Annotated in this window: 19 protein-coding genes; 11 read left to right on the top strand and 8 right to left on the bottom strand. The window is 72.9% G+C overall.

Annotated features, from left to right (window positions below):
- Window positions 1–146: 146 nt before the first annotated feature.
- The gene (locus LN042_RS13715) at window positions 147–1,340 is read right to left on the bottom strand and encodes a glycine C-acetyltransferase (protein ID WP_230051455.1); all 1,194 of its coding nucleotides are present in this window, start codon (window positions 1,338–1,340) and stop codon (window positions 147–149) included.
- Between the two features lie 57 nt (window positions 1,341–1,397).
- On the bottom strand, window positions 1,398–2,429 hold the full coding sequence (gene tdh / locus LN042_RS13710; RefSeq protein ID WP_230051454.1) for an L-threonine 3-dehydrogenase: 1,032 nt from the start codon (window positions 2,427–2,429) through the stop codon (window positions 1,398–1,400).
- Between the two features lie 392 nt (window positions 2,430–2,821).
- Between tdh and LN042_RS13705 the strand changes: the two genes are divergently transcribed.
- Together LN042_RS13705 and LN042_RS13700 are read left to right on the top strand one after the other, a co-directional pair.
- A complete protein-coding gene (locus LN042_RS13705; protein ID WP_230051453.1) occupies window positions 2,822–3,433 on the top strand; it encodes a hypothetical protein in 612 nt (203 codons plus the stop codon).
- A gap of 225 nt (window positions 3,434–3,658) precedes the next feature.
- On the top strand, window positions 3,659–4,312 hold the full coding sequence (locus tag LN042_RS13700; RefSeq protein WP_230051452.1) for a GNAT family N-acetyltransferase: 654 nt from the start codon (window positions 3,659–3,661) through the stop codon (window positions 4,310–4,312).
- Window positions 4,313–4,484: 172 nt separating this feature from the next.
- Here the strand turns inward: LN042_RS13700 and LN042_RS13695 are convergent, their stop codons facing one another.
- Together LN042_RS13695 and LN042_RS13690 are read right to left on the bottom strand one after the other, a co-directional pair.
- Window positions 4,485–5,258, bottom strand: coding sequence for an enoyl-CoA hydratase/isomerase family protein (locus LN042_RS13695; RefSeq protein WP_230051451.1), 774 nt, complete (start codon window positions 5,256–5,258; stop codon window positions 4,485–4,487).
- Window positions 5,259–5,418: 160 nt separating this feature from the next.
- Window positions 5,419–6,597, bottom strand: coding sequence for an 8-amino-7-oxononanoate synthase (locus LN042_RS13690; RefSeq protein WP_230051450.1), 1,179 nt, complete (start codon window positions 6,595–6,597; stop codon window positions 5,419–5,421).
- Window positions 6,598–6,705: 108 nt separating this feature from the next.
- Here LN042_RS13690 and LN042_RS13685 point away from each other — a divergent pair, with 108 nt between their 5' ends.
- Complete coding sequence (locus LN042_RS13685) at window positions 6,706–9,207, top strand: DEAD/DEAH box helicase (RefSeq protein WP_249801016.1); 2,502 nt, start codon at window positions 6,706–6,708, stop codon at window positions 9,205–9,207.
- Window positions 9,208–9,315: 108 nt separating this feature from the next.
- On the opposite strand, the gene LN042_RS13680 is transcribed toward LN042_RS13685, so the two are convergent.
- Window positions 9,316–10,080, bottom strand: coding sequence for a hypothetical protein (locus LN042_RS13680; RefSeq protein ID WP_230051448.1), 765 nt, complete (start codon window positions 10,078–10,080; stop codon window positions 9,316–9,318).
- A 182-nt stretch (window positions 10,081–10,262) separates the two neighbouring features.
- On the opposite strand from LN042_RS13680, the gene bioB reads away from it, so the two are divergent.
- The 3 genes from bioB to bioD are packed head-to-tail and all read left to right on the top strand — an operon-like array spanning window position 10,263 to window position 13,554.
- On the top strand, window positions 10,263–11,507 hold the full coding sequence (gene bioB, locus LN042_RS13675; protein WP_230051447.1) for a biotin synthase BioB: 1,245 nt from the start codon (window positions 10,263–10,265) through the stop codon (window positions 11,505–11,507).
- A complete protein-coding gene (locus LN042_RS13670; RefSeq protein WP_230051446.1) occupies window positions 11,507–12,811 on the top strand; it encodes an adenosylmethionine--8-amino-7-oxononanoate transaminase in 1,305 nt (434 codons plus the stop codon). The genes bioB and LN042_RS13670 overlap by 1 nt, the downstream gene beginning before the upstream one ends.
- Window positions 12,812–12,816: 5 nt before the next feature.
- Window positions 12,817–13,554, top strand: a complete 738-nt coding sequence (gene bioD, locus LN042_RS13665; protein ID WP_230051445.1) for a dethiobiotin synthase — start codon at window positions 12,817–12,819, stop codon at window positions 13,552–13,554.
- 257 nt (window positions 13,555–13,811) lie between these two features.
- On the opposite strand, the gene LN042_RS13660 is transcribed toward bioD, so the two are convergent.
- Window positions 13,812–14,519: a class I SAM-dependent methyltransferase gene (locus LN042_RS13660; protein WP_230051444.1), complete on the bottom strand. Its 708-nt coding sequence runs from the start codon at window positions 14,517–14,519 to the stop codon at window positions 13,812–13,814.
- A gap of 297 nt (window positions 14,520–14,816) precedes the next feature.
- Between LN042_RS13660 and LN042_RS13655 the strand changes: the two genes are divergently transcribed.
- Window positions 14,817–15,995 carry an ROK family protein gene (locus LN042_RS13655; RefSeq protein WP_230051443.1) on the top strand — a complete coding sequence of 393 codons (1,179 nt, stop codon included), beginning with the start codon at window positions 14,817–14,819 and terminating at the stop codon, window positions 15,993–15,995.
- A 79-nt stretch (window positions 15,996–16,074) separates the two neighbouring features.
- Here LN042_RS13655 and LN042_RS13650 read toward each other — a convergent pair whose 3' ends face one another.
- Window positions 16,075–16,881 carry a GntR family transcriptional regulator gene (locus LN042_RS13650; RefSeq protein ID WP_230051442.1) on the bottom strand — a complete coding sequence of 269 codons (807 nt, stop codon included), beginning with the start codon at window positions 16,879–16,881 and terminating at the stop codon, window positions 16,075–16,077.
- Window positions 16,882–17,171: 290 nt separating this feature from the next.
- Here LN042_RS13650 and LN042_RS13645 point away from each other — a divergent pair, with 290 nt between their 5' ends.
- The 4 genes from LN042_RS13645 to LN042_RS13630 all read left to right on the top strand — a co-directional run bounded on the left by LN042_RS13645 (window position 17,172) and on the right by LN042_RS13630 (window position 20,158).
- Window positions 17,172–17,975 (top strand): exodeoxyribonuclease III, encoded by an 804-nt coding sequence (locus LN042_RS13645; protein WP_230051441.1) that lies wholly within the window; start codon window positions 17,172–17,174, stop codon window positions 17,973–17,975.
- Window positions 17,976–18,443: 468 nt separating this feature from the next.
- Entirely contained in the window at window positions 18,444–18,980 is a 537-nt protein-coding gene (locus LN042_RS13640) for a hypothetical protein (protein ID WP_230051440.1), read from the top strand.
- A gap of 468 nt (window positions 18,981–19,448) precedes the next feature.
- Window positions 19,449–19,853 carry a hypothetical protein gene (locus tag LN042_RS13635; RefSeq protein ID WP_230051439.1) on the top strand — a complete coding sequence of 135 codons (405 nt, stop codon included), beginning with the start codon at window positions 19,449–19,451 and terminating at the stop codon, window positions 19,851–19,853.
- Window positions 19,854–19,984: 131 nt separating this feature from the next.
- Window positions 19,985–20,158 (top strand): hypothetical protein, encoded by a 174-nt coding sequence (locus LN042_RS13630; protein WP_230051438.1) that lies wholly within the window; start codon window positions 19,985–19,987, stop codon window positions 20,156–20,158.
- A 46-nt stretch (window positions 20,159–20,204) separates the two neighbouring features.
- Here the strand turns inward: LN042_RS13630 and LN042_RS13625 are convergent, their stop codons facing one another.
- On the bottom strand, window positions 20,205–23,270 hold the full coding sequence (locus LN042_RS13625; protein ID WP_230051437.1) for an AfsR/SARP family transcriptional regulator: 3,066 nt from the start codon (window positions 23,268–23,270) through the stop codon (window positions 20,205–20,207).
- Between the last annotated feature and the right edge of the window lie 254 nt (window positions 23,271–23,524).

The raw sequence follows: 23,524 nt of genomic DNA, 5'->3' as shown, positions 1-23,524 counted from the left end.
AGGAGTTCTGATCAGTTCTGACGGCACACTTGACAGCGTCCGCAGGGACCGTACTCGGCTCGGGCATTGACCCGGGTACGGTCCCCGGGGACCAGGCGCAGCCCGCCACCGCGGCTGCGGGACGGAGACCAACAGCTGCTGAGGCCTCACGCCTCCAGGGCGGCCCGGGCGTCGACGAAGGCCGCGACGGCCCGCTCGACGTCCTCGGTGGAGTGCGCGGCCGAGAGCTGCACCCGGATCCGGGCCTGGCCGTGCGGGACCACCGGGTAGGAGAACCCGATCACGTAGACGCCGCGCTCCAGCAGCAGCTCGGCCAGCCGGCCGGCCTTGGCCGCGTCACCGATCATCACCGGGGCGATCGGGTGCTCACCGGGCAGGATCTCGAAGCCGGCCTCCGTCATCCTGGTGCGGAACAGCTCGGTGTTGGCGGCCAGGCGCTCGCGCAGCTCGTGCGAGGTCTCCAGCAGGTCGAGGACCTTGAGCGAGGCGGCGGCGATGACCGGAGCCAGCGAGTTGGAGAACAGGTACGGGCGGGACCGCTGGCGCAGCAGCGCGACGATCTCCCGGCGGGCGGCGACGTAGCCGCCGGAGGCCCCGCCGAGCGCCTTGCCGAGGGTGCCGGTGATGATGTCGACCCGGTCCATCACCCCGTGCAGCTCCGGGGTGCCGCGGCCGTTCGGGCCGACGAAGCCGACGGCGTGCGAGTCGTCCACCATGACCATCGCGTCGTAGCGGTCGGCCAGGTCGCAGATCTCGGCCAGCGGCGCCAGGTAGCCGTCCATCGAGAAGACACCGTCGGTGACGATCAGGCGGCGGCGGGCGTCCTGGGTCTCCTTGAGGCACTGTTCCAGCTCCGCCAGGTCGCGGTTGGCGTAGCGCTTGCGCTTGGCCTTGCTGAGCCGGATGCCGTCGATGATGCTGGCGTGGTTGAGCGCGTCGGAGATCACCGCGTCGCGCTCGTCCAGCAGGGTCTCGAAGACACCGCCGTTGGCGTCGAAGCAGGACGAGTAGAGGATGGTGTCCTCCTGGCCGAGGAAGGCCGACAGCCGCCGCTCCAGCTCCTTGTGCACGTCCTGGGTGCCGCAGATGAAGCGGACCGACGCCATGCCGTAGCCCCAGCGGTCCAACGCCTCCTTGGCGGCCGCGATCACGTCCGGGTGGTCGGCCAGGCCCAGGTAGTTGTTGGCGCAGAAGTTCAGCACCTCGCCGGGGCGGCCGCCGGAGGTGACGGTGACCTCGGCGCTCTGCGGGGTGCCGATCACGCGCTCGGGCTTGAACAGTCCGGCCTCGGTGATCTCGTCGAGGGTGACCTGGATGTCGTCGCGCACAGAGTTGAACACAGCTCTCCTAAAGCGGTACCTGGAGCGGCAGTTGGGGCAGCAGTCGGGGCAGGCGGGTCAGACGTTCGACCAGTCGAGGATGATCTTGCCGCAGTGGCCACCGGCCGCCTCGTCGAACGCGGCCTCGAACTCCCCGGCCGGGTAGCGGCCGGTGATCACCGGGGACAGGTCGAGGCCGCCCTCCAGCAGCACCGACATCGCGTACCAGGTCTCGAACATCTCGCGGCCGTAGATGCCCTTGATGGTGATCATCGAGGTGACCACCTTGGCCCAATCGATCGCGAACTCCTCGGCAGGCAGGCCGAGCATCGCGATCTTGCCGCCGTGCGTGAGGTTGTCGATCATCGAGCGCAGCGCCTCGGGGCGGCCGGACATCTCCAGGCCGACGTCGAACCCCTCGCGCAGGCCGAGCTTCTGCTGGCCCTCTTCGATGGAGTGCTCGGAGACGTCCAGGGCCAGCGAGACGCCGACCTTGCGGGCCAGGTCCAGGCGGTACTGGCTGACGTCGGTGATCATGACGTGCCGGGCACCGGCGTGCTTGGCGACCGCCGCCGCCATGATGCCGATCGGGCCGGCGCCGGTGACCAGCACGTCCTCGCCGACCAGCGGGAAGGAGAGCGCGGTGTGCACGGCGTTGCCGAACGGGTCGAAGATCGCGGCCACGTCCAGGTCGACCGGCACCCGGTGCACCCAGACGTTGGAGGCCGGCAGCGAGACGTACTCGGCGAACGCACCGTCCCGGTTGACGCCCAGACCGACGGTGTTGCGGCACAGGTGGCGGCGGCCGGCCAAGCAGTTGCGGCACTTGCCGCAGACCAGGTGACCCTCGCCGCTGACCAGGTCGCCCACGGTGACCTCGGCGACCGCCGAGCCGGTCCGGACGACCTCACCGACGAACTCGTGGCCGATCGTCATCGGCGTTCTGATGGTCTGCTGCGCCCAGCCGTCCCACTTGCGGATGTGCAGGTCGGTCCCGCAGATGCCGGTCCGCAGCACCTTGATCAGCACCTCATCGGGGCCGATCGTCGGCTCGGGGACCTCGGTCAGCCACAGTCCGGGCTCGGCGTGCTTCTTGACGAGTGCCTTCACAGCTGCGGCTCCTGACTGGGCGGCGGAACGGGAGAGGGTCAGGGGCCCGGTCGCGGCGCCATTCCGCGCCGGGCCCGACAGCAATCTGCCTGGTGGGAGGGGGTGCGGTCCATCGAGGAATTCTTAACGGCCGCCACAGCTCGGCTTCACGATGGTGCCCGAGCGGCTCCGGCCGACCATGGCGCCATACCGGTCCTCACCCGCACGGGCGACATTTGACGACTACGGCGAGTCGCCCCTGGAGCACGCTCCGTGCTTGGTTCGCCGGCATTCCACGCCCTGCCCCGAGCACCGCCGACTGGCGGAAGATCCCGATCGCTCCGCATGCGCACCGCGCTGGCCCGATGCCCTACTGGAGTCACGTTTCCCCCACCAGATTGGAGAAAACACTCATGCACCAGCGGATCAAGTGGGCACTGGTTCTGGCCGCCGCCGCAGGCATCGCCTCCGTGCCTACCGTCGCCTCAGCCCAGTCGTTCTCCGGCGGCAACCACGGCACCGTGATCGTCGGTGACGACAACCAGGTCGCCGGCCACGACATCATCAACGCGGGCTGCGACGTCAACCTCGGCACCTTCGACGGTTTCCTCGACGAGGGCCGAGGCCGGGACCGCGACCGGGACCGCGACCGGGACCGTGACCGGGACCGGGACCGTGACCGGTGCGGCCGGCACGAGCACGAGCGCGAGCGCGAGCACAGCCGGGACGAGGACAAGTGCGACCGGCACCACGGCCGCCACCACGGCCACCACGGTCACCACGGCCACCACCACGGCCAGGAGGGCCAGGAGGACGAGAACGGGCGCACCGAGGACTTCGGCCGGGGCGACCGCGACCGTGACCGTGACCGCGACCGTGACCGTGACCGCGGCGGCAACGCGGGCACCGTCATCGTCGGTGACCGCAACCAGGTCGCCGGCAACGACATCATCAACGCCGGCCGCGACGCCAACCTCGGCTCCTTCGGCATGGGCTCGATGTTCGAGCACCTGTTCAACATGTGATGAGCCGTTTCACCATGTGATGAGCCGTTGACACGGTGAGACGCCGCCCGGCGCCTCCGTCCGCCTGATGGGCGGGTGGAGGCGCCGGCCGCGTTCGCGGGGGCCGGTCCCTGACGACCACCGGGCGCAGGGGAGCGCGCCGGGCACGCCGGCAGCGCACCGGAAGGGGGGCGACGCACCGGGCTCGCCGACAGCCCACCGGGACGGGCCCATAGGGTGCCGATCATGACCGAACGGACCCTGGCCCTGATCCTGGATGCCGCCGCACGCGGCGAGTTCCCACCCTCCGACGGCGGCATCACCGTGGTGCCGCAGCCCGGCGAACGGGAGACCGGCGTGCTGGCGCTGTGCGCGCACGCCGTGGTGTTCACCGACGAGGACCCGGCATGGGTCCGCAAGGCCATCGAGGGTGCGTCGGACGACCGGCTGGCCGCGCCGCTGTCGCCGCACTTCCTGGTGGCGCTCGCGGAGCGGACCGGACGGCGGATCGGCAACACGGACCTGCTGACCGTGGCTCGGCGACTGCCCGGCGAGCCCCCGTTGCCGCTGGTGGAGATCGCGGACCGGGAGCACCCCCGGGTGGTTCGGGCGCTGCGGTTCCGCGATGGAGTGCGGGCCTGGGAGGCGCCGGGCAGTGGGCTGCTGGTGCTCGGGCGCGGGGTGGCCGGGAGGTGGGAGGCGGCCATCGAGGTGGACCCGGCTGCGCAGGGGCGCGGGATCGGGCGGGCGCTGGCGGTGAGTGCGCGGCACCTGGTGCCGGCGGGCGACGTGGTGTGGGCGCAGCAGGCACCGGGCAACGCGAAGAGCGTCCGGGCGTTCCAGGCGGCGGGGTACCAGCCGGTGGGCGCCGAGGTGCTGCTCACGGCGGGCGGATCCTGACGCGCGCTTGGCGGGCCGGCCGTCGGCCGACAGCCGCCAAGCGCGTCACCGTCCGGTGGGTGCCAAGGCGAAGCTCGTCACCGGCCGGTGGGTGTCAAGGCGAAGCGCGTCACCGGCCGGGCGCGCCAAAGGCCTGGCGTGGAAGGCGAGTTCGGGCGCTCGGGCTCGGCCCTCAGGCGAACTTGGCCTTGCCCGGGCCGTCCTCGACGAAGCTGCGCATGCCGGTGGTCCGGTCCTCGGTGGCGAACAGGCCCGCGAAGTGCGCCTTCTCGATGGCGAGGCCGGTGTCCAGGTCGCTCTCCAGGCCGCGGTCGATCGACTCCTTGGCGGCGCGCAGCGCCCAGGCCGGGCCGGCGGCCAGCTTGCCGGCCCAGTCCAGCGCCGCCTTGTAGACCTCCTCGGCCGGGACCACCTGGTCGACCAGGCCGATCCGCAGCGCCTCCTCGGCGTCCACCATGCGGCCGGTGAAGATCAGCTCCTTGGCCTTGCTCGGGCCGACCAGGCGGGGCAGGCGCTGGGTGCCGCCGGCGCCGGGGATCAGGCCGAGCAGGATCTCCGGCTGGCCCAACTTGGCGTTGTCCCCGGCGATCCGGATGTCGGCGCACAGCGCCAGCTCGCAGCCGCCGCCCAGGGCGTAGCCGGTGATGGCCGCGACCACCGGCTTCGGGATCCGGGCCACCGCGGTGAAGGCGTCCTGGAGCGCGCCACCGCGGGCCACCATGTCGGTGTACGACATGGCCTGCATCTCCTTGATGTCGGCGCCGGCGGCGAAGACCCGCTCGCCTCCGTAGATCACCACGGCGCGGACGTCAGCGCGGGCGGCTGCCTCGCCGGCGACCTCGCGCAGCTGGTCCTGCATCGCGATGTCCAGTGCGTTCATCTTGGGGCGGTCCAGCCGGATGGTGCCGACACCGTCGGTGACCTCCAGGGTGACGAACCGGGTCATGAGGGTCCTCCAGGGTGGTTAACGTTGGTGAACCCAGACAGTAGCGGCTGACAGCGCGGCGCAGTACTGCGCGTCGGCGGCGCCGACGGCAATGGCGCCGGGCCGGGCGCGGCCCGCCGATGACCGTCCGGGCCGCGCCGGACCCGGCCCCTGTGATGCGTCAGCCCCGAGGCGCCGTGCGGACCAGCGTGGTCACCGCATCCGAGATCTGGGCGTCCGTCAGGTCCGCGCGGGCGGTCAGCCGCAGCCGGGAGTAGCCGTCCGGCACGGACGGCGGACGGAAACAGCCCACCGCCAGCCCGGCCGCGCGGCAGTCGGCGGCCCAGGCGACCGCCTGCTCGGGGCCGGGTGCGCGCACCGAGACCACCGCCGCGTCCGGGGTGCTGGCCCGCAGCCCGGCCGCCGTGAGCCGTTCGGACAGCAGGACGGCCACCTCACGGGCCCGGGCGGCCCGCTCCGGCTCGGACCGCAGCAGGCGCAGCGCCCCCAGTGCCGCGCCCACCGAGGCCGGCGCCAGCCCGGTGTCGAAGATGAAGGTGCGGGCGCTCTCCACCAGGTGCCCGATCACCCGCCGCGGGCCCAGCACCACCCCGCCCTGGGCGCCCAGCGACTTGGAGAGGGTGGCGGTGGCGACGGTGTCCGGCTCGCCCGCCAGCCCCGCGCCGCAGAGCGCGCCGCGCCCGCCGGGACCGAGCACGCCCAGCCCGTGCGCGTCGTCCACCAGCAGCGCCGCTCCCCCGCTGCGGGCCGCCGCCGACAGCCCGGCCAGCGGCGCCGCGTTCCCGTCCACCGAGAAGACGGTGTCGCTGACCACCAGCGCCCGCGGCTCGACCCGCCCGGCCAGCGCCTCGGTCACGGCGGCGGGGTCGGCGTGCGGCGCCCGGTGCACCTGGGCCCGGGCCAGCCGGCACCCGTCGATCAGCGAGGCGTGGTTGTAGGCGTCCGAGACGATCAGCGTGTCCGGATCGGTGAGCGCGGTCAGCGCGGCCAGGTTGGCCGCATAGCCGGAGGAGAACACCAGGGCCGCCTCCACGCCGCAGAAGTCGGCCAGCTCGACCTCCAGCTCGGTGTGCAGTGCGGTGGTGCCGGTGACCAGCCGGGAGCCGGTGGCGCCGCCGCCCCAGCGCCGTGCCGCAGCGGCGGCGGCCTCGGTCACCGCCGGGTGGTGGGTGAGACCGAGGTAGTCGTTGGAGGCCAGGTCCAGCACCGGGTCGTCGGCCGGGCGGCTGCGCAGGACGCGGGTGAGGCCGGCGCGGGCTCGCAGTTCGGCCGCCTGGTCCAGCCAGTCGAAGACGGCGGCCGGGGCCTGCGGGCGGGCGGTGGTGGTCGGCTCGATCATGGTCCGCACCCTGGCACGCCCGGCGGCCCGCGGGCAACGTGCTCCCGGGCACACTCCGGGCCCGTGGTGGGCGAACGGTAGGGTGGGCCGGTGACCCTCCTTGATCTGATGCCCAGGCCCGCCGACCCAGACGCGCTGTACACCACCTTCGCCGGATGGGCCGAGGAGCGGGGCATCACCCTCTATCCGGCTCAGGAGGAGGCGCTGATCGAGCTGTTCACCGGCGCCAACGTGATCCTCGCGACGCCGACCGGCTCGGGCAAGTCGCTGGTCGCCGCGGGCGCGCACTTCGCCGCGCTGGCCGAGGGCAAGCGCACCTTCTACACCGCGCCGATCAAGGCCCTGGTCTCGGAGAAGTTCTTCGACCTCTGCAAGATCTTCGGCACCGAGCAGGTCGGCATGATGACCGGCGACGCCAGCGTCAACCCGACCGCGCCGATCATCTGCTGCACCGCCGAGGTGCTGGCCAACATCGCGCTGCGGGACGGCGAGCGGGCCGACATCGGCCAGGTCGTGATGGACGAGTTCCACTTCTACGCCGAGCCGGACCGCGGCTGGGCCTGGCAGATCCCGCTGCTGGAGCTGCCGCAGGCGCAGTTCCTGCTGATGTCGGCGACGCTGGGCGACGTGCGCCGGTTCGAGGCCGACCTGACCCGGCGCACCGGCCGCGCCACCACCGTGGTCCGCTCCGCCACCCGCCCGGTGCCGCTGTTCTACGAGTACCGCCGCACCACCCTGCACGACACCCTGGAAGAGCTCCTGAAGACCAATCAGGCCCCGGTCTACGTGGTGCACTTCACGCAGAAGGAGGCGGTGGAGCGCGCCCAGTCGCTGATGAGCATCAACATGTGCTCCAAGGCGGAGAAGGACGCCATCGCCGACCTGATCGGCAACTTCCGGTTCACCACCAAGTTCGGCCGCAACCTCTCCCGTTACGTCCGGCACGGCATCGGCGTGCACCACGCGGGCATGCTGCCCAAGTACCGCCGCCTGGTCGAACGCCTCGCCCAGGCAGGCTTGTTGAAGGTGATCTGCGGCACCGACACGCTCGGCGTGGGGGTCAACGTGCCGATCCGCACCGTGCTGTTCACCGCCCTCTCCAAGTACGACGGGGTGCGGGTGCGGGTGCTGCGGGCCCGGGAGTTCCACCAGATCGCCGGCCGCGCCGGGCGAGCCGGCTTCGACACCGTGGGCCAGGTGGTCGCCCAGGCGCCCGAGCACGTGGTGGAGAACGAGAAGGCGCTCGCCAAGGCCGGTGACGATCCCAAGAAGAAGCGCAAGGTGGTGCGCAAGAAGGCGCCGGAGGGCTTCGTCGGCTGGACCGAGGAGACCTTCGAGCGGCTGATCGCCGCCGAACCGGAGCCGCTGGTCTCCCGGTTCAAGGTCACCCACGCGATGCTGCTCGCGGTGATCGGTCGGCCCGGCAACGCCTTCGAGGCGATGCGCAAGCTGCTCACCGACAACCACGAGGACCGCGCGGCCCAGCGCCGTCACATCCGCTCGGCGATCGCCATCTACCGCTCCCTGCTGGCCGGCGGGGTGGTGGAGCGGCTGCCCGAGCCGGACGCGGAGGGCCGGATCGTCCGGCTCACCGTCGACCTGCAGGAGAACTTCGCGCTCAACCAGCCGCTCTCCACCTTCGCGCTGGCCGCCTTCGAGCTGCTCGACCAGGAGTCCCCCGGCTATGCGTTGGACGTGGTCTCGGTGGTCGAGGCGACCCTCGACGACCCGCGCCAGATCCTGGCCGCCCAGCAGAACAAGGCGCGCGGCGAGGCGATCGGCCAGATGAAGGCCGATGGCATCGAGTACGAGGAGCGGATGGAGCGGCTCCAGGAGATCACCTGGCCCAAGCCGCTGGAGGAGCTGCTGGAGCACGCCTACGAGGTCTACCGGCGCGCCCACCCGTGGATCGGCGACCACCAGTTGCAGCCCAAGTCGGTGGTGCGCGACCTCTACGAGCGCGCCATGACCTTCACCGACTACGTCGGCCACTACGACCTGGCCCGCACCGAGGGCATCGTGCTGCGCTACCTGGCCGGTGCCTACAAGGCGTTGGAGCAGACGGTGCCGGAGGAGCTGAAGACCGAGGCGCTCAAGGACGTGATCGCCTGGCTGGGCGAGCTGGTCCGCCAGGTCGACTCCAGCCTGCTGGACGAGTGGGAGCAGCTCGCCAACCCCACCGAACCCGCCGAGGAAGAGACCGAGTTGGAGGCCAAGCCGCAGCCGGTCACGGCCAACGCCCGGGCCTTCCGCGTCCTGGTGCGCAACGAGATGTTCCGCCGGGTCGAGCTGGCCGCCCTCGAACACTACGACGAGCTGGGCGAGTTGGACGGCGAGGACGGCTGGGACGCGGACCGCTGGGCGGACGCGATGGACGCCTACTACGAGGAGCACGACGACCTGGGCACCGGTCCGGACGCCCGCGGCCCGAAGATGCTCCTGATCGAGGAGGACGACGACGCCGGTCTGTGGCGGGTCCGGCAGATCTTCGACGATCCGGCCGGCGACCACGACTGGGGCATCAGCGCCGAGGTCGACCTCTTCGGCTCGGACGCCGAGGGCCGGGCCGTGCTGCGGGTGATGGCAGTGGACCGGCTCGGCGGGTTCTGACGGACGAGTCCCCCTGGTCGGCCGTCAACTGACGGTCGTCCCGGGGGACTTCAGGACCGCTCCGCCGTGCCGCCGCACGAACTCGGGAGCCGGGCGAAGCGCCCGGCTTCACGACCAGACGAAGGCCGTCCCGGCGGTGTAGGAGCAGACCCGGGTGGCCTCGTCCAGGTCCTGGTTGTCCTGCGGGGTTGCCGGGGTGTGGCCGTCGGCGAACCGCGAGCTGGTCAACGTGACGTAGTGCCGCACCGCCTGCACCTTCGGTGCCGGGTCGCCCTTGGCGGCGGCGCCGGGGGCCGGGCTCGGGGTGGCCGCGACGGTGGCGTCCGGCAGTACGAAGCGCGCCACGGCGCCCTGCCCGGTGAGCAGTTCGGCGGCCTTGGCGGCGGCGCCGTCGTTGGCGAACCGCAGCACGGTGACGCTGGTGAGCACCTTGCCGTCCGACCGGCTGATGCTGACGGCCATGTAACCCTGGCAGCCGGCGTCCTTGAGCAGCTTCTTCGCCGCGTCCTCGAGGATCTCGGCGCAGTCGCCGCTCTGCCGGGCTCCGGACCGCTTGCCCTTGTAGGTGTTGACCTCGACCGGCTTGCCCTGCGGGAAGTACCGGTTGACGTCGAACGGGTTGGGGTCGGTCGCCGAGGTCGGCGCCGGACTGCCCACCACCACCGAGACGTCCTGGCTGGTGCTGCCGAGCCCGGGCAGCAAGTCGCCCGGATGCGGACGGGAGACCACCCAGCCGCCGGCGCCCAGCACGGCGATCGCGCCGCACCACGCGACGACACGCCGCTTGGACCCACCGCGCGCACCGTTCCTGACGGCGCCCGGGGTGGCGGGTGCGCGGTCGGATATGGAGCTCTGATCCCCCTGCGTGGTCATGGGGTGATTGTATGCAACACGATCGAGGCGCAGGTCACAGGGCTGGCGGCAGACCGACCGGCCAAGGGCTCGTGAGCGAACCATCCCTCAAATTCGCTATGTGACAACTCGCACACCGTCAGGGCGATCTTCTGGTCGGTTCGCTATGGCGCCGCGCGCCGTCGGCCAGGCAGGATCAGCGCATGGATCTGCTCGACACCCTCGTTGCCAAAGGCCTCAACCGCGAACTCCCCACACGGGAGGAGGCCCTCGCGGTGCTGGCCACCGCGGACGACGACCTGCTGGACGTCGTCGCCGCCGCCGGCAAGGTTCGCCGCAAGTGGTTCGGCCGCCGGGTCAAACTCAACTACCTGGTCAACCTGAAGAGCGGACTCTGCCCCGAGGACTGCAACTACTGCTCCCAGCGGCTCGGGTCCAAGGCCGAGATCCTCAAGTACACCTGGCTGAAGCCCGAGGAGGCCGCTCAGGCGGCGACCGCGGGCGTGGCCGGCGGCGCCAAGCGGGTCTGCCTGGTGGCCAGCGGGCGCGGGCCCACGGACCGTGACATCGACCGCGTCACCGACACCATCGCGGCGATCAAGGACGCCGACCCGGGCGTGGAGATCTGCGCCTGCCTCGGCCTGCTCTCCGACAACCAGGCCGAGCGGCTGGCCGCCGCCGGCGTCGACGCCTACAACCACAACCTGAACACCTCCGAGGCCACCTACGGCGACATCACCACCACCCACACCTACGCGGACCGGGTGGACACCGTGCAGAAGGCGCACGGCGCCGGCCTGTCGGCCTGCTCCGGCCTGATCGCCGGCATGGGCGAGACCGCCGAGGACCTGGTGGACGTGGTGTTCGCGCTGCGCGAGCTCGGTTCCGACTCGGTGCCGGTGAACTTCCTGATCCCGTTCGAGGGCACCCCCCTGGCCAAGGAGTGGAACCTCACCCCGCAGCACTGCCTGCGGATCCTGGCGATGGTCCGGTTCGTCCACCCGGACACCGAGGTGCGGATCGCCGGCGGCCGCGAGGTGCACCTGCGCAGCCTGCAGCCGCTGGGCCTGCACATCGCCAACTCGATCTTCCTGGGCGACTACCTGACCAGCGAGGGCCAGGCTGGCCAGGCGGACCTGGACATGATCAAGGACGCCGGCTTCGAGGTCGAGGGCCAGGGCGAGGCGACCATGCCGCGGCACCGCTCGGAGTACGCCGAGCAGTTCGCCGGCGGCTGCGGTACCTCCGGCGGCTGCGGGTCCCCCGCCGACACCTCCGGGGCGGCCCCGGCGGACGGCTGCGGTGGGCACGCGGGTGGCGCTTGCGGCCCGTGCGGTGAGCCCGCGCAGGCCACCGCGCAGGCCTCGCCCGACGCCGACGACCTGCGTGAGGACCTGGTCCGGGTCCGCCGCCGGGGCGCCGGCACCGAGCTGGCCCCGAACGCCTGATGTCCGAACCGACCAACGTCTCGGAACTGGTCGCGCTCGACCGGGCGCACGTCTGGCACCCGTACGGGCCGATGCCCGGCACGGTGCCCTCCCACCTGGTCGAGTCGGCCGCCGGCGTGCGCCTGCGGCTGGCCGAACCACTGGGCGGCAACCGCGAATTGATCGACGGGATGTCGTCCTGGTGGGCGGCCCTGCACGGCTACAACCACCCGGTGCTGAACCAGGCGGTCCAGGACCAGCTGGGCCGGATGAGCCATGTGATGTTCGGCGGCCTCACCCATGAGCCCGCCGTGCGGCTGGCCGCCAAGCTGGTGGAGTTGACGCCCGATCCGCTCCAGCACGTCTTCCTGGCCGACTCCGGCTCGGTCGCGGTCGAGGTCGCGATGAAGATGTGCCTGCAGTACTGGCAGTCGGTGGGCCGTCCCGCCAAGCAGCGTCTGCTCACCTGGCGCGGCGGCTACCACGGCGACACCTTCCACCCGATGTCGGTCTGCGACCCGGTCGGCGGCATGCACCAGCTGTGGGGCGGGGTGCTGCCCCGTCAGCTGTTCGTCGGCGAGCCACCGGCCGGCTTCGAGGCCGAGGTCGACCCGGCCTACGCCGCCGAGCTTTCCGACGTCATCGAGCGCAACGCCGACGAACTGGCGGCGGTGATCGTGGAACCCGTGGTGCAGGGCGCGGGCGGGATGCGGTTCCACTCCCCCGGCTACCTGCGGCTGCTGCGCGAGCTCTGCGACCGGCACGGCGTGCTGCTGGTCTTCGACGAGATCGCCACCGGCTTCGGCCGGTCAGGGGCGCTGTTCGCGGCCGACCATGCGCAGGTGTCACCCGATGTGATGTGCCTGGGCAAGGCGCTCACCGGCGGCTACCTGACCATGGCGGCCACGCTGTGCACCGCCGAGGTGGCGGACGGGATCAGCCGGGGCTCGGTGCCGGTGCTGGCGCACGGGCCGACCTTCATGGGCAACCCGCTGGCCGCCGCGGTCGCCAACGCCTCGATCGGGCTGCTGCTCGAACAGGACTGGCGGACCGAGGTCAGCCGGATCGAGACCGGGCTGCGGGCCGCGCTTGACCCGCTGGCCGGGGCTCCCGGGGTCGCGGACGTCCGGGTGCTCGGCGCGATCGGCGTGGTGCAGCTGGACCACCCCGTCGACGTGGTGGCCGCCACCGAGGCGGCGGCCCGCGAAGGGGTGTGGCTGCGCCCGTTCCGCGACCTGGTCTACACCATGCCGCCGTACGTGACCGACGACGAGGACCTGGCCCGGATCGGCGCGGGCGTCGCGGCGGCGGCGCTGAAGGGATGAGCACGATGAACGCAGTGAACGGCCCGGGGCAGTTGCTCTTCGTCAGCGGCGTCGGCACCGAGGTCGGCAAGACCGCCGTGACGGCCGCGATCGCGGCCCTCGCGGTGCGGGCCGGCCGCTCGGTGGCGGTGCTCAAGCCCGGCCAGACCGGCATGGCGCCGGGCGAGGCCGGCGACTGCGCGGAGGTGGCACGGCTGGCCGGATCCACGGTGACGTTGCGCGAGTTGGCACGCTACCCGGAGCCGCTGGCTCCCGACACCGCTGCCCGGCGCTCCGGGCTGCCGACTCTGACTTTGGATCAGGTGACTGCGGAAATCAAGGAGTTGACGGTCAGCCACGACCTCGTGCTGGTCGAAGGGGCGGGCGGTTTGCTGGTCCGGTACAACGAGGACGGGCTGACCCTGGCGGACATGGCGCAGGCCGCCGGTGGCGAGGTGCTCACCGTGGTGACCGCGGGCCTGGGCAGCCTCAACAGCACCGGCCTCAACGCCGAAGCGCTGCGAGCCCGCGGCCTGCGCACCCCCGGCATCGTGATCGGCAGCTGGCCGGCCGAGCCCGACCTCGCGATGCGGTGCAACCTCGCCGACCTGCCCAAGGACGCCGGCGCACCGCTGCTGGGGGCGCTGCCCGCCGGAGCCGTCGCGACCGCCGAGGGCTTCGCCGACCGCGCGGCCGCGGCGCTGGCGCCCGCGCTGGGCGGCCACTGGGACGCGGCGGCGTTCGCCCGGGCCTTCCCGGCCTGACCGCCCGGCTGAGCGCACGGCCTGGACGTCCAGCCTGACCGTTCGTCCGGGCCTTCCCGGCGGCCGTCCCGCCGCTGTCCTCCCGGCCGGGTCCGCAGCCGGCCACCGGCTCGGGCCGTCCGCCGGGCCCCTGGGCCTGGGCCTGGGCCTGGTCGACCCGCAGGCTCTGGGCCTGGGTCCACCCGCGGGCTCTCGGCCCGGGCGGACCCACAGGCCCCCGGCCTGGGCCCACCGGCAGGCCCGGGCTTGCGCCCGGCTCAGTCGCCCGACGGGCACGCCGAGTCGAGCCGCCACACGGTGGTGGCCTTGTGCTCGGCGTCCTCCAAGTCGGCCACCACCGGCACCCGGTAGCTCGCCAGGCTGGTGAACCGCTCACGCGGCAGGTACGCCCGGCCCGGGTCGCCGACGATCACCTGCGCCCCCCGGGCCTGCGCCCGCTCCAGGAAGGGCAGGAAGCGCGCGGCCATGGCCCGCTCGTAGAACACGTCGCCCGCCAGGACCACCTGAGCCGTCCCGCCGTCGCCGTCCAGGATGTCCTCGGCCACCGGCTCGATCTCGACCCGGTTCGCCCCGGCGTTGACCTCCATCGCCACCACGGCGTAGGGGTCGATGTCCACGGCCCGCACCGCCGCCGCGCCGCCGAGCGCGGCCGCGATGGCGACCAGCCCCGAGCCCGCCGCCAGGTCGAGCACCCGTCGCCCGGCCACCAGCTCCGGATGGTCCAGCACGTACCGGGCCACCGCCACGCCACCGGCCCACGGGAACGCCCAGAACGGCGGCGGCAGGCCGATCTCACCGCGGGCCTGCTCCAGCGCCTCCCAGAGCGCGATGACGTCGTCCGCCATGTGGAGGCTGATCTCGGGCACGAAGGGAACGGGGGCGAGGCTGGTCCGCTGCGACAGGAAGGCGGCCGCGTCCGGCGCCAGGGTTCCGCTCGGTTCGAGCACGGGGATGTCGTTCGGCATGCGCCGCAGCATAAGGCCCCGGGACGCCGTGCCGTTTCCACCGACCGGGTCAGCCCCACGCATGCGCCGTGAGCCCGCCAACAGACCACCGCCAACCACCGGACGTTTGGTCAACTTTCGGTCTCGAACGGGCCATGAGCTGCGCGAATTCTCGCGGGCTCGGCGGGGCGAGGGCTAGGATCCGGCTGACGCCCACCGAGATGCGGCACCTCGCGCGCGGCACCGGCGAAGCGTCCGCTCGCGGTGCACCGATGGCACCGCGCACTCTCGTCACCGCGCGCCAGGGACGCCGCGCGCATGCGGAAAGGCAGCGACTTGGCGGATCGACTCGTCGGAGGAGACTCCTCGCTGCTGCGGCGGATCAACGCCGCGGTCACCCTGCGGGCGCTGCGCGACGGGCAGGCCGTCACCCTCACCCGACTGGTCGGCGACACCGGCCTGTCCCGGCCGACCGTCGAGGGCGTGATCGAGGGGCTGATGGAGTCCGGTCTGGTCGCCGAGGTCGAGCAGAGCCAGGACGTCGGCCGCCAGCGGGGACGACCGGCCCGCTGGTTCCGGTTCCGGGCCGAGGCCGGGCACAGTCTCGGCATCGAGATCGGCGCGCGCACGATCCGCGTGGTGCTGGCCGACCTGGCCGGTGCGCAGATCGGCAGCCACGCCCGCGCGGTCGCCGAGACCGCGGACGCCGAGGAACGGCTCGGCGCGGCGCGCGGCGCGGTGGCCGAGCTGCTGCGCAAGGCCGGGGTCTCCCGGGACAGCCTCTGGGCGGTCGGCGTGGGCACGCCGGGGATCATCGACCGGGACGGCGCGGTCCGGCTCGGCACCGCGATGCCCGGCTGGACCGGCCTGGACCTGGGTGCCAGGTTGCGCCGCTCGTTCCGCTGCCCGGTGCTGATCGAGAACGACGCCAACCTGGCCGCGATCGCCGAGCACTGGCGGGGCGCGGCGGTCGGCATGGGCGATGTGGTGTTCGTGCTGGCCGGGCTGAGCCCCGGCGCCGGCTCACTGATCAACGGCCGGCTGCACCGCGGTTTCGGCGGCGCGGCGGGCGAGATCGGCGCGCTGCACCTACTGGGCCAGCAGGCCACCCCGGAGCGCCTGCTCTCCACCACCGGCGAACCGCTGGACCCGCTGGACGAGGCGGCGGTGGCCCGGGTGCTCACGCTGGCCCGCGAGGGCGACGAGGTGGCCCGGGTGGCGATGGACCGGTTCCTGCGCCGACTGGTGCACGATGTCGCGGCGCTGGTGCTGGCGATCGATCCGCAGTTGGTGGTGATCGGCGGCTGGGCGGCCGGCCTGGACGACGTGCTGGAGCCGCTGCGCGAACGACTCGCGCGCTACTGCCTGCGGGCGCCCGAGGTGGCGCTCTCCGCGCTGGGCGAGGACGTGGTGGCGCTGGGCGCGCTGCGGCTGGCCCTGGACCAGGTGGAGGAGCAGCTGTTCGCCGTGGACCAGCCGGTTTCCACACGGAGTTGACACACCGTCAGCGGCCGCCCACGCACGCCACGGGCGGACGGGGAGCCGATCGCGCCGCCCCTACTGCTCTGACATGCCGTCAGCTGGCGCTGCGGACCGTCGCCTGGACTGGGGTGACCTCGACCAGACCGGTCTCGCCGAACGTGAGGCGGCAGGTGTCGGCACGGTAGGTGGAGACCGCCAGGGCGGCCAGCCGGCCGGCGGCGGCGTACTGCGTGGTGACCACCAGCACCGGGGTGCCCGGGGGCCGCTGCAGCAGCACGGCCTCGTCGGCCTCGGCCACACCGAGTTCGACCGCGCGGGACTCGCCGTCCACCGCCAGCCGCTCCAGGCGCCGCAGCACCGCGCGCCCCTGCTCCTCGCCCTCGGTTCCGCCGTCAGCCGCCGTGCCGTCCGCCGTGCCGGAGAGGCGGATCTCGGGGAGGGCGGGCAGCGCGGACTCCGGAACGTGCAGTGCCTCGGTGGCCACGATCTGGCCCTGGACCGTCCGGATCCGGCGCACGGTGTGCACGGTCTCGCCGACCGGCACACCAAGCGCCCCGGCCAACTGCTCGCCGGCCGGGGCAACGGCGCAGCCCACGGTCTGCCAAACCTGCTCCCGGTTGCCGCCGGGCCAGCCCTCGTCACGGCGGCTGACCGGCACACCGACCCGGGGGGCGGCGACCAGGGTGCCGATGCCGCGGCGGCGGACCAGTCGGCCCTCCAGCTCCAGCTGGTCGAGGGCCTGCCGCAGGGTGGCCCGGGCCACGCCGAACCGGGCGGCCAACTCACGCTCGTTCGGGATCACCTCGCCGGTGCCGAATTCCGAGGTGATGGCGCGCAGCAGCACCGTGCGCAGGTACCAGTACTTCGGCTCCGGTACCGCCGCCAGCTGAGCTGTCCCCACCGTGTCCTCCACCCTGGCCGGCCCGGGTCCCTGTGGTACGGCCGCGTCCGGCATCCCGAAGGTCCGGCTGGCTCCGGCCGCCGAGGCACCTGCTGCGGGGCAAGTTCCTCCTGGTGACAGGCCGGTGCTTTATCCGTCCTTCTTTATTAAAGGTCTTTGCAGTAAAGGACCCTAGGTTGTTCGCGAGGAGATGGTCAAGACCAATGCCGAGGCTTCGGCGGCCGCGCGGCAGACATTCATCGGGCCTTCACGATGACCGGCCGGCCGAATCCGGGAGGTAGGCTGCGCGGGTGACTGTGGTGACGACTGCGAATGTGAACGGGATCCGGGCCGCGGCGAAGAAGGGCTTCGTCGAGTGGCTCGCGGCGACCTCGGCGGACGTGGTCTGCCTGCAGGAGGTGCGCGCGGAGATCGCACAGCTGCCGCCCGAGGTGCGGGACGCCGAGGGTTGGCACACCGTCTGGGCGCCGGCCGCCGCCAAGGGCCGCGCCGGCGTGGCCGTACTCTCCCGTACCGCCCCGCAGCGCACTCGAATCGGCTTCGGCTCAACGGAGTTCGATGGCTCCGGCCGCTACGCGGAGATCGACCTGCCCGGCCTGACCATCGCCAGCCTCTACCTCCCCTCGGGCGAGGTGGGCACCGAGCGGCAGACCGAGAAGGAACGCTTCATGGCCGAATTCCTGCTCTACCTCGGCGAGTTGCGCACCCGCGCGGCCGCCGAGGGCCGCGAGGTGCTGGTCTGCGGCGACTGGAACATCGCCCACCAGCAGGCCGACCTGAAGAACTGGAAGGCGAACCAGAAGGCCTCCGGTTTCCTCCCCGAGGAACGCGCCTGGCTCACCCGCGTCATCGACGAGGCCGGCTACGTCGACGTGGTCCGCCGCCACCACCCCGACCAGGACGGCCCCTACAGCTGGTGGTCGTACCGCGGCCGGGCCTTCGACAACGACTCCGGCTGGCGGATCGACATGATCCTCACAACGGAGGGCATCGCACGCCGCGCCACGAAGGCGTACGTGGAGCGGGCCGCCTCCCACGCCGAGCGCTGGTCGGACCACGCGCCGGTCACGGTGCACTTCGATCACCAGGCCTGAACCCGCGCAGTGGGCCCGGGCCCTGCCGGCCCATGTTGTTGAGCACCGCACGGGCCGCCGGATCGACGTTCGTCCCCGGTGGGTCGCGGCGATGGCGGGACGGCCAGTGCCCGAGCCGATCACCGGGCCCCACTGGCACCATCGGACCTGGCTGCGTTGTTCGAACCGGTCAGGTTGCGGTGCGACAGCGGCGGGAGCGCCGGTTGGTGGCCAGGGCCGTGGCGGCGCCGGCCAGCGATGCGAGGGCTGTGGTGCGGGCGCCGGTGGTGCCGGGGGGCGAGGTGGGCGATGGTGACGGCGGCGACGCCGATGGCGGTGCCCAGGCTGGCGGGGCGCGGCCGGGCCGGCCGCGCGTGCACCGCCGCCGACACATGGGGTAGGAAGGCAGCATCGGACGAGTGGCGGGCGGGGGCAGGCATGACGGGGTCGGAGAATTCGGGAAGCTCGGGCGTCGGCGAGGTGGGGGACGTGCCCTATCAGAAGGCCACAGTCGGCCGGGCGGGCGCACACGAAGTGGCGCAGCTCGCCGGCCGGCTCGGCTTCGGGCCCGCACGCGGCAGCCGCGCCCTGGGCGGCGACGGCCTTGGCTGCCTGGCCCTGGGGGTGGCGATCGTGCTGCTGGCTCCGGGCGTCGGCCTGACTGCGGGCCCGTACGGGCCCGCAGTCACTGCGTTGGGGGCGATTTTCCTCGCCGCGGCCGTGTCACTGGTCCCTCTGGCGCTGGCCCTCCGGAGAAGGCGTGCCGACCGGACCCCGCGGCTGCACCTCTTCGAGGGAGGCATGATCCTCACCCGGTCCGGCGAGGTCACCGCCCACCGTTGGAGCGATGTCCGCCTCGTCGAGTACACCTACACGTCCGTAGCGGGCGGCCAGGGCTCCACCCGGCGCGCCACAGGCACTCGGCTGGAGCACGTCGACGGTCGGACGCTCTGCTCGCTGGGCAGCGGCCGTCTGTCGGATGAGGTCACCCGGATCGCGGTCGAGGGCGGAGCGCGGACCCCGTAACGCCAGGTATCGCCTGGTGGCGTCAGGATCGAAGACCAGTTCGTCCGTGACGTCGAAGCCTTCCCAGACCGGGCCCCCGCGTTCTCACCACCTGCATCAACGAAGCCGGCGGCTGACGTGGGTACGCGACGCTCAGTCCCCCGGGGATCAGGGCCTCCGCACCAACTTGCGGTACTCGCGCTTTGCTTGGTCCGCCTCGTCGCGGAATTCCCAGCCGCTGTCGCCGACCGCGTTGAACAGGTCGACTGCGGTCGCCGGGTGCGAGGCAGCGGAGCGCCGCGCGGGCGCCGGGGAACACCCGGCGGTCACGGGGTGGGTGTCCCGCGCGTGCTACTGGACTGCTCCGGACCGTGAAGCCCTGGCGGAGGGCGTGCGGGGGTTCGGGGCCGGTGGGAACGGTTGGGGAGGGAATCGGGACCGGGCAGTGGGACCGTCAGACTGACCGGTTCCCTGCCGTAGGAGGCTCCCGTGACACGTCCATCCGACCCGCCCGGTGCGGCCCAGCTGCGCGCCGTGCTCCAGGAGCTGACCGTCTTGGAGGACTGGGCCGAGCGGGTCCGGGACGGGGGCGGTGGGGGCGGTGGGAGTGGTGGGGTCGGTGACACGGGCGGGTGCGGCGCATCCGAGGAGCTGGTGGGGCCGGTCCTGCGGGTCGAGACGATGACCCGCAACGGGATGCACCGGATGGTGGCGGTCAGGCCCGCGGCCGATCACGACGAGGCGCAGCTCGCGGCGGTGCGCTCGGTGGTCAGGGCACTGCTCGACCTGACCGGCCATCAGGAAGGGTTCGCCTGGACCGAGGTGGTGCTCACCGCGCGCGGTCCGCGGATCACGGCGGGCGGACTGGGGCTCTCCGCCGCACCGCCGGGGTAGCGGGTGCTCGGGCGGTACCACGGCGGGAACCGTACGGGAAGTGTGGCGGCCACCATCGGTGGAGTCAGGAGCGGGCACCGCTCGAACTCCACGTGGGACGTCAAGCCGAACACCACTCAAGGGACGTGATCATGGGACGCAGGCTGGCCGGACTGGTCGGGATCGTCATCGCTTCATTGACCCTGGCCCTGGGAACGGGCGCTGGCACTGGCGCGGGGGCAGCGCACCCGCACCAGCCGACCGGGTACCGGGTGCTGGCCGAGGACAAGGGTCCGACGGGCGCCACTCCCGGCGCGCTGGGATGACCCCGACACCCTGGCCACCCCGGCCCCGGCCCCAGCCCCGGCCGTCTCAGTCGCGCCGACGATCCGCCGGCACTCCCAGTACCGTGAACAGCTGTTCGGCCACCGCGCGGTGGCCTGCCGCGCCGGCATCCCCCAGGGCCTCGGCCGCCTGGGCCAGGCCGGCCAGCGCGTAGGCCTCCTCGGTGCGGTAGGCGATCGCCGCGGCGCGCCGGTGCGCCCGGGTGTGCAGGGCCAGCGCCGCGGCGTGCTCGCCGCGGCGGTGCAGCAGCCGGCCGGCCGTGTTCTCCACCTTGGCCCTGCGCAGCGGTGAGGAGCTCCACTCCACCAGCGCCAGCGTCCGCGCCAGGTGGTCGGCGGCCTGATCGGGCTGCCCGAGCCGCTGCGCGGCGTCGGCCGACAGGACCAGCGCCAGCGCGACCTGGCCGGGCTCCTTGGTCTCGTCGCACAACTCCCGTGCCTGGCCGAGGTACTGCTCGGCCTCGGCGTACGAACCCAGGCCCAGCAGGGCCGCGGCCAGGTCGGTCAGCGCCGCCAGTTCGTTCTCGTGCCGACCCAGTCGCCGGCCCAGCTCGACCGCGCGCCGGGCCGCCTCGGCCGCCTCGTCGTAGCGGCCCCACTGCTCGTACAGGGCACTGAGCAGGGTCAGGCTCTCCGCCTCGTCGCGCACCGAGCCCAACTCCTGTTGGTGGGCGATCGCCCGGGTCAGGTGGGCGAGTGCCTCGGGGAAGCGGCCCAGCAAGCTCTTGTACAGGCCCATGGTGCTCTCGCTGTGCGCCTCGGTCTGCCGGTCGCCGAGCCGGGCGGCGACGTCGCGGGCCTCCTGTGCGAGCTTGACGCCCTCCGCGAAGTGGCCCAGCTTCCAGCAGCCGACGCCGAGATTGGCCAGGCTCACCCCGAGCAGGGCCAGGTCACCGAGCCGACGCGCGGCGGCGACCGAGATCCGGCCCAGCGCCTGGAACTCGTCCAGCTGGCCGCGCGCGTGCAGCTGGAACATCACGTTGCGGGCCAGGCACACGGCGTGCCGGTCGTGGCCGTGCCGTTCGGCCAGCGCGACGGCCGAGCGCAGCGCGGTGTGCTCCCGGCTGAACCAGGCCTGGGCCCGGGTGCCGTCCGGGAGGGCCGGTAACTCGGCCGTGGCCTGCGGCATCCCGGCCAGGCTTCGGCGCCGCCCGGGGAACAGTTGCTCGCAGGCCGCCTCGGTGGCCGCCAGGTAGTAGTCGAGCAGCCGCTCGACCGCGGCGGCATCGGCCGCCTCGGTCGGCCCGCCGCGCAGGCTCTGGGCGAAGCTGCGCACCAGGTCGTGGAAGGTGTAGAGGCCGATCTCCGGCTGCTGGAGCAGATGCACGTCGAGGAGCAGTTCCAGCACCGACTCGGCCGCCCGTGCCCGGCTGCCCAGCAGCGCGGCGGCCGAGTAGACGTCGAGCTCCCCGCCGGGGTGCAGGGCGAGCAGCCGGAACGCCGAGCGGCTCTGCTCGTCCAGGATCTGGTAGGACAGGCGCAGCGTCGCGGCCACGCTGCGTTCGCCGGAGCTGAGTTCGTCCAACCGCCGGGTTTCGTCGCGCAGCCGGTCGGCCAGGTAACGCAGGGTCCAGCGCGGGCGGTTGCGCAGCCGGGCGGTGGCGATCCGCAGGGCGAGCGGGAGGTGGCCGCAGAGGCGGGCCAGTTCGGCGGCCGCCTCGGGCTCGCCGGCGATCCGGGTCGCGCCGAGGATCTCCGTGACCAGGCTCGCGCTCTCCTCGGGCGCCAGTACGTCGATCGAGATCCACTGGGCGCAGTCCAGGTCCACCAGGCGGGCCCGGCTGGTGACCAGGACCAGGCAGCCGGGCGAGGTGGGCAACAGTGGGCGCACCGCGGCGGCGTCGGCGGCGTTGTCGAGCAGGAGCAGCAGCCGCCGGCCGACCAGGGTGGCCCGCCACAGCGCGGTGCGGCCGGCCACGTCGTCCGGGATGCGGTCAGCGGGCAGGCCGAGTGCCCGCAGCAGGGTGTGCAGCGCGGTGCCGGCACCGACCGGCGGTTCGCCGGGGGCGTGGCCGCGCAGGTCGATGTGGAGCTGGCCGTCCGGGTAGGCGGCGGCCAGCCGGTGCGCGGCCCGCACCGCCAGCGAGGTCTTGCCGCTGCCGCCCATGCCGTCGATGGCCACGATGACGGTCCGCTGCCCGCCCTCCCGCTGTGCGCAGGCGAGCAGTTCGGCGAGCTCGCGGTCGCGTCCGGTGAAGTCGGCGAGGTCGTACGGCAGGGTGCTGGGCGCCCCGGCTCCTGGCACCAGTACCTGATCGGAGGCCGTAGCAGGCAATCTTGACGAAGGGTCAGAAATGGATGTAGCTGACGGTATGTCAGCCGACGGCCGGGGCGGTGCGGGTTCGTCCCGCAGGATGCCCTGATGGATCCGGGCCAGGCCCGGGCCGGGATCGACGCCGAGCTCCTCGACCAGCAACCTGCGGACCCGGCCGTACTCCTCCAGTGCCTCAGCCTGCCGGCCCGAGCGGTAGAGCGCGAGCATCAGCTGGCCGCACAGGGTCTCGCGCAGCGGGTGTTGGTGGACGAGCTGGCGCAGGTCGGCCACCAGCTCGGCGCTCTCGCCCAGGCCCAACCGCAGCTCGAAGAGCTGCTCGACGGCGGCCAGCCGGCGCTCCTCCAGCACGGTGGCCGCGGCCTGGATCACCGGGCCGCCCGTGCCCGAGAGGATCGGGCCGCGCCACAGTGCGAGGGCGCCGCGCAACGCTTCGACGGCCGCCTCGGGCCGCCCCGCCCCGGCGGCCTGCCGGGCGGTGCGGATCAGAGTGCCGAACTCGGTCAGGTCCAACTGCGCGTCAGTGATCGCCGCCCGGTAGCCGGGGCCGTCGGTCACCAGGATCCGGAGGCCGTCCGGCATGCTCCGGCGCAGCTCCGCGACGGCCTTGCGCACCTGGTGGGACGCGGTGGCGGGCGGGTCCTCGGACCAGACCGCGGCCACCAGCCGGGCGACCGGCAGCACCTTGCCGGACTCCAGCAGCAGGGTGACCAGCACCCGTTCCCGGACCGTCCCACCGAGCCGGAGCCGGTGGCCGTCTTGCCAGCCCTCAAGCGGGCCAAGGACGTTGAAGCGTAGCCCGCTCCGCGCGCCGGCAGGCATCGTTCCCCCCTACCCCTCTCCCCGTAGAGTTCGCCGCGATGGAACGTCGCCACGGCCGAACATCGGATCACGGACAGAACCAGCCCCCTCGGATCATAAGCCGAGCACTGATCTTGCGGTACTGCGCAGCCTCGCCGAAGGTTTCCGGAAGGGCCCGGTGATGCCGGGGGATGCTGGAGGGAAGCCGACGGGAAGCCGCCCCCGGACAGCGGTACCGCGCGGGGAAAGGATCGGGAAGCGCCGCCGGAATGCTG

This window comes from Kitasatospora humi (genome assembly GCF_020907985.1).
In the GTDB taxonomy this organism is placed as follows: Bacteria; Actinomycetota; Actinomycetes; order Streptomycetales; family Streptomycetaceae; genus Kitasatospora; species Kitasatospora humi.
This window is presented reverse-complemented; position numbering and strand designations above follow the sequence as displayed.

Excerpts from the sequence above, each read along its gene's own strand:
- LN042_RS13670 (WP_230051446.1), top strand. The coding sequence starts at position 11,507 with ATGTCCGAACCGACCAACGTCTCGGAACTGGTCGCGCTCGACCGGGCG.
- LN042_RS13685 (WP_249801016.1), top strand. The coding sequence starts at position 6,706 with ATGCCCAGGCCCGCCGACCCAGACGCGCTGTACACCACCTTCGCCGGA.
- LN042_RS13690 (WP_230051450.1), bottom strand. The coding sequence starts at position 6,597 with ATGATCGAGCCGACCACCACCGCCCGCCCGCAGGCCCCGGCCGCCGTC.
- LN042_RS13630 (WP_230051438.1), top strand. The coding sequence starts at position 19,985 with ATGGGACGCAGGCTGGCCGGACTGGTCGGGATCGTCATCGCTTCATTG.
- LN042_RS13660 (WP_230051444.1), bottom strand. The coding sequence starts at position 14,519 with ATGCCGAACGACATCCCCGTGCTCGAACCGAGCGGAACCCTGGCGCCG.
- bioB (WP_230051447.1), top strand. The coding sequence starts at position 10,263 with ATGGATCTGCTCGACACCCTCGTTGCCAAAGGCCTCAACCGCGAACTC.
- LN042_RS13655 (WP_230051443.1), top strand. The coding sequence starts at position 14,817 with ATGCGGAAAGGCAGCGACTTGGCGGATCGACTCGTCGGAGGAGACTCC.
- LN042_RS13705 (WP_230051453.1), top strand. The coding sequence starts at position 2,822 with ATGCACCAGCGGATCAAGTGGGCACTGGTTCTGGCCGCCGCCGCAGGC.
- LN042_RS13625 (WP_230051437.1), bottom strand. The coding sequence starts at position 23,270 with ATGCCTGCCGGCGCGCGGAGCGGGCTACGCTTCAACGTCCTTGGCCCG.
- LN042_RS13700 (WP_230051452.1), top strand. The coding sequence starts at position 3,659 with ATGACCGAACGGACCCTGGCCCTGATCCTGGATGCCGCCGCACGCGGC.
- LN042_RS13695 (WP_230051451.1), bottom strand. The coding sequence starts at position 5,258 with ATGACCCGGTTCGTCACCCTGGAGGTCACCGACGGTGTCGGCACCATC.
- LN042_RS13680 (WP_230051448.1), bottom strand. The coding sequence starts at position 10,080 with ATGACCACGCAGGGGGATCAGAGCTCCATATCCGACCGCGCACCCGCC.
- bioD (WP_230051445.1), top strand. The coding sequence starts at position 12,817 with ATGAACGCAGTGAACGGCCCGGGGCAGTTGCTCTTCGTCAGCGGCGTC.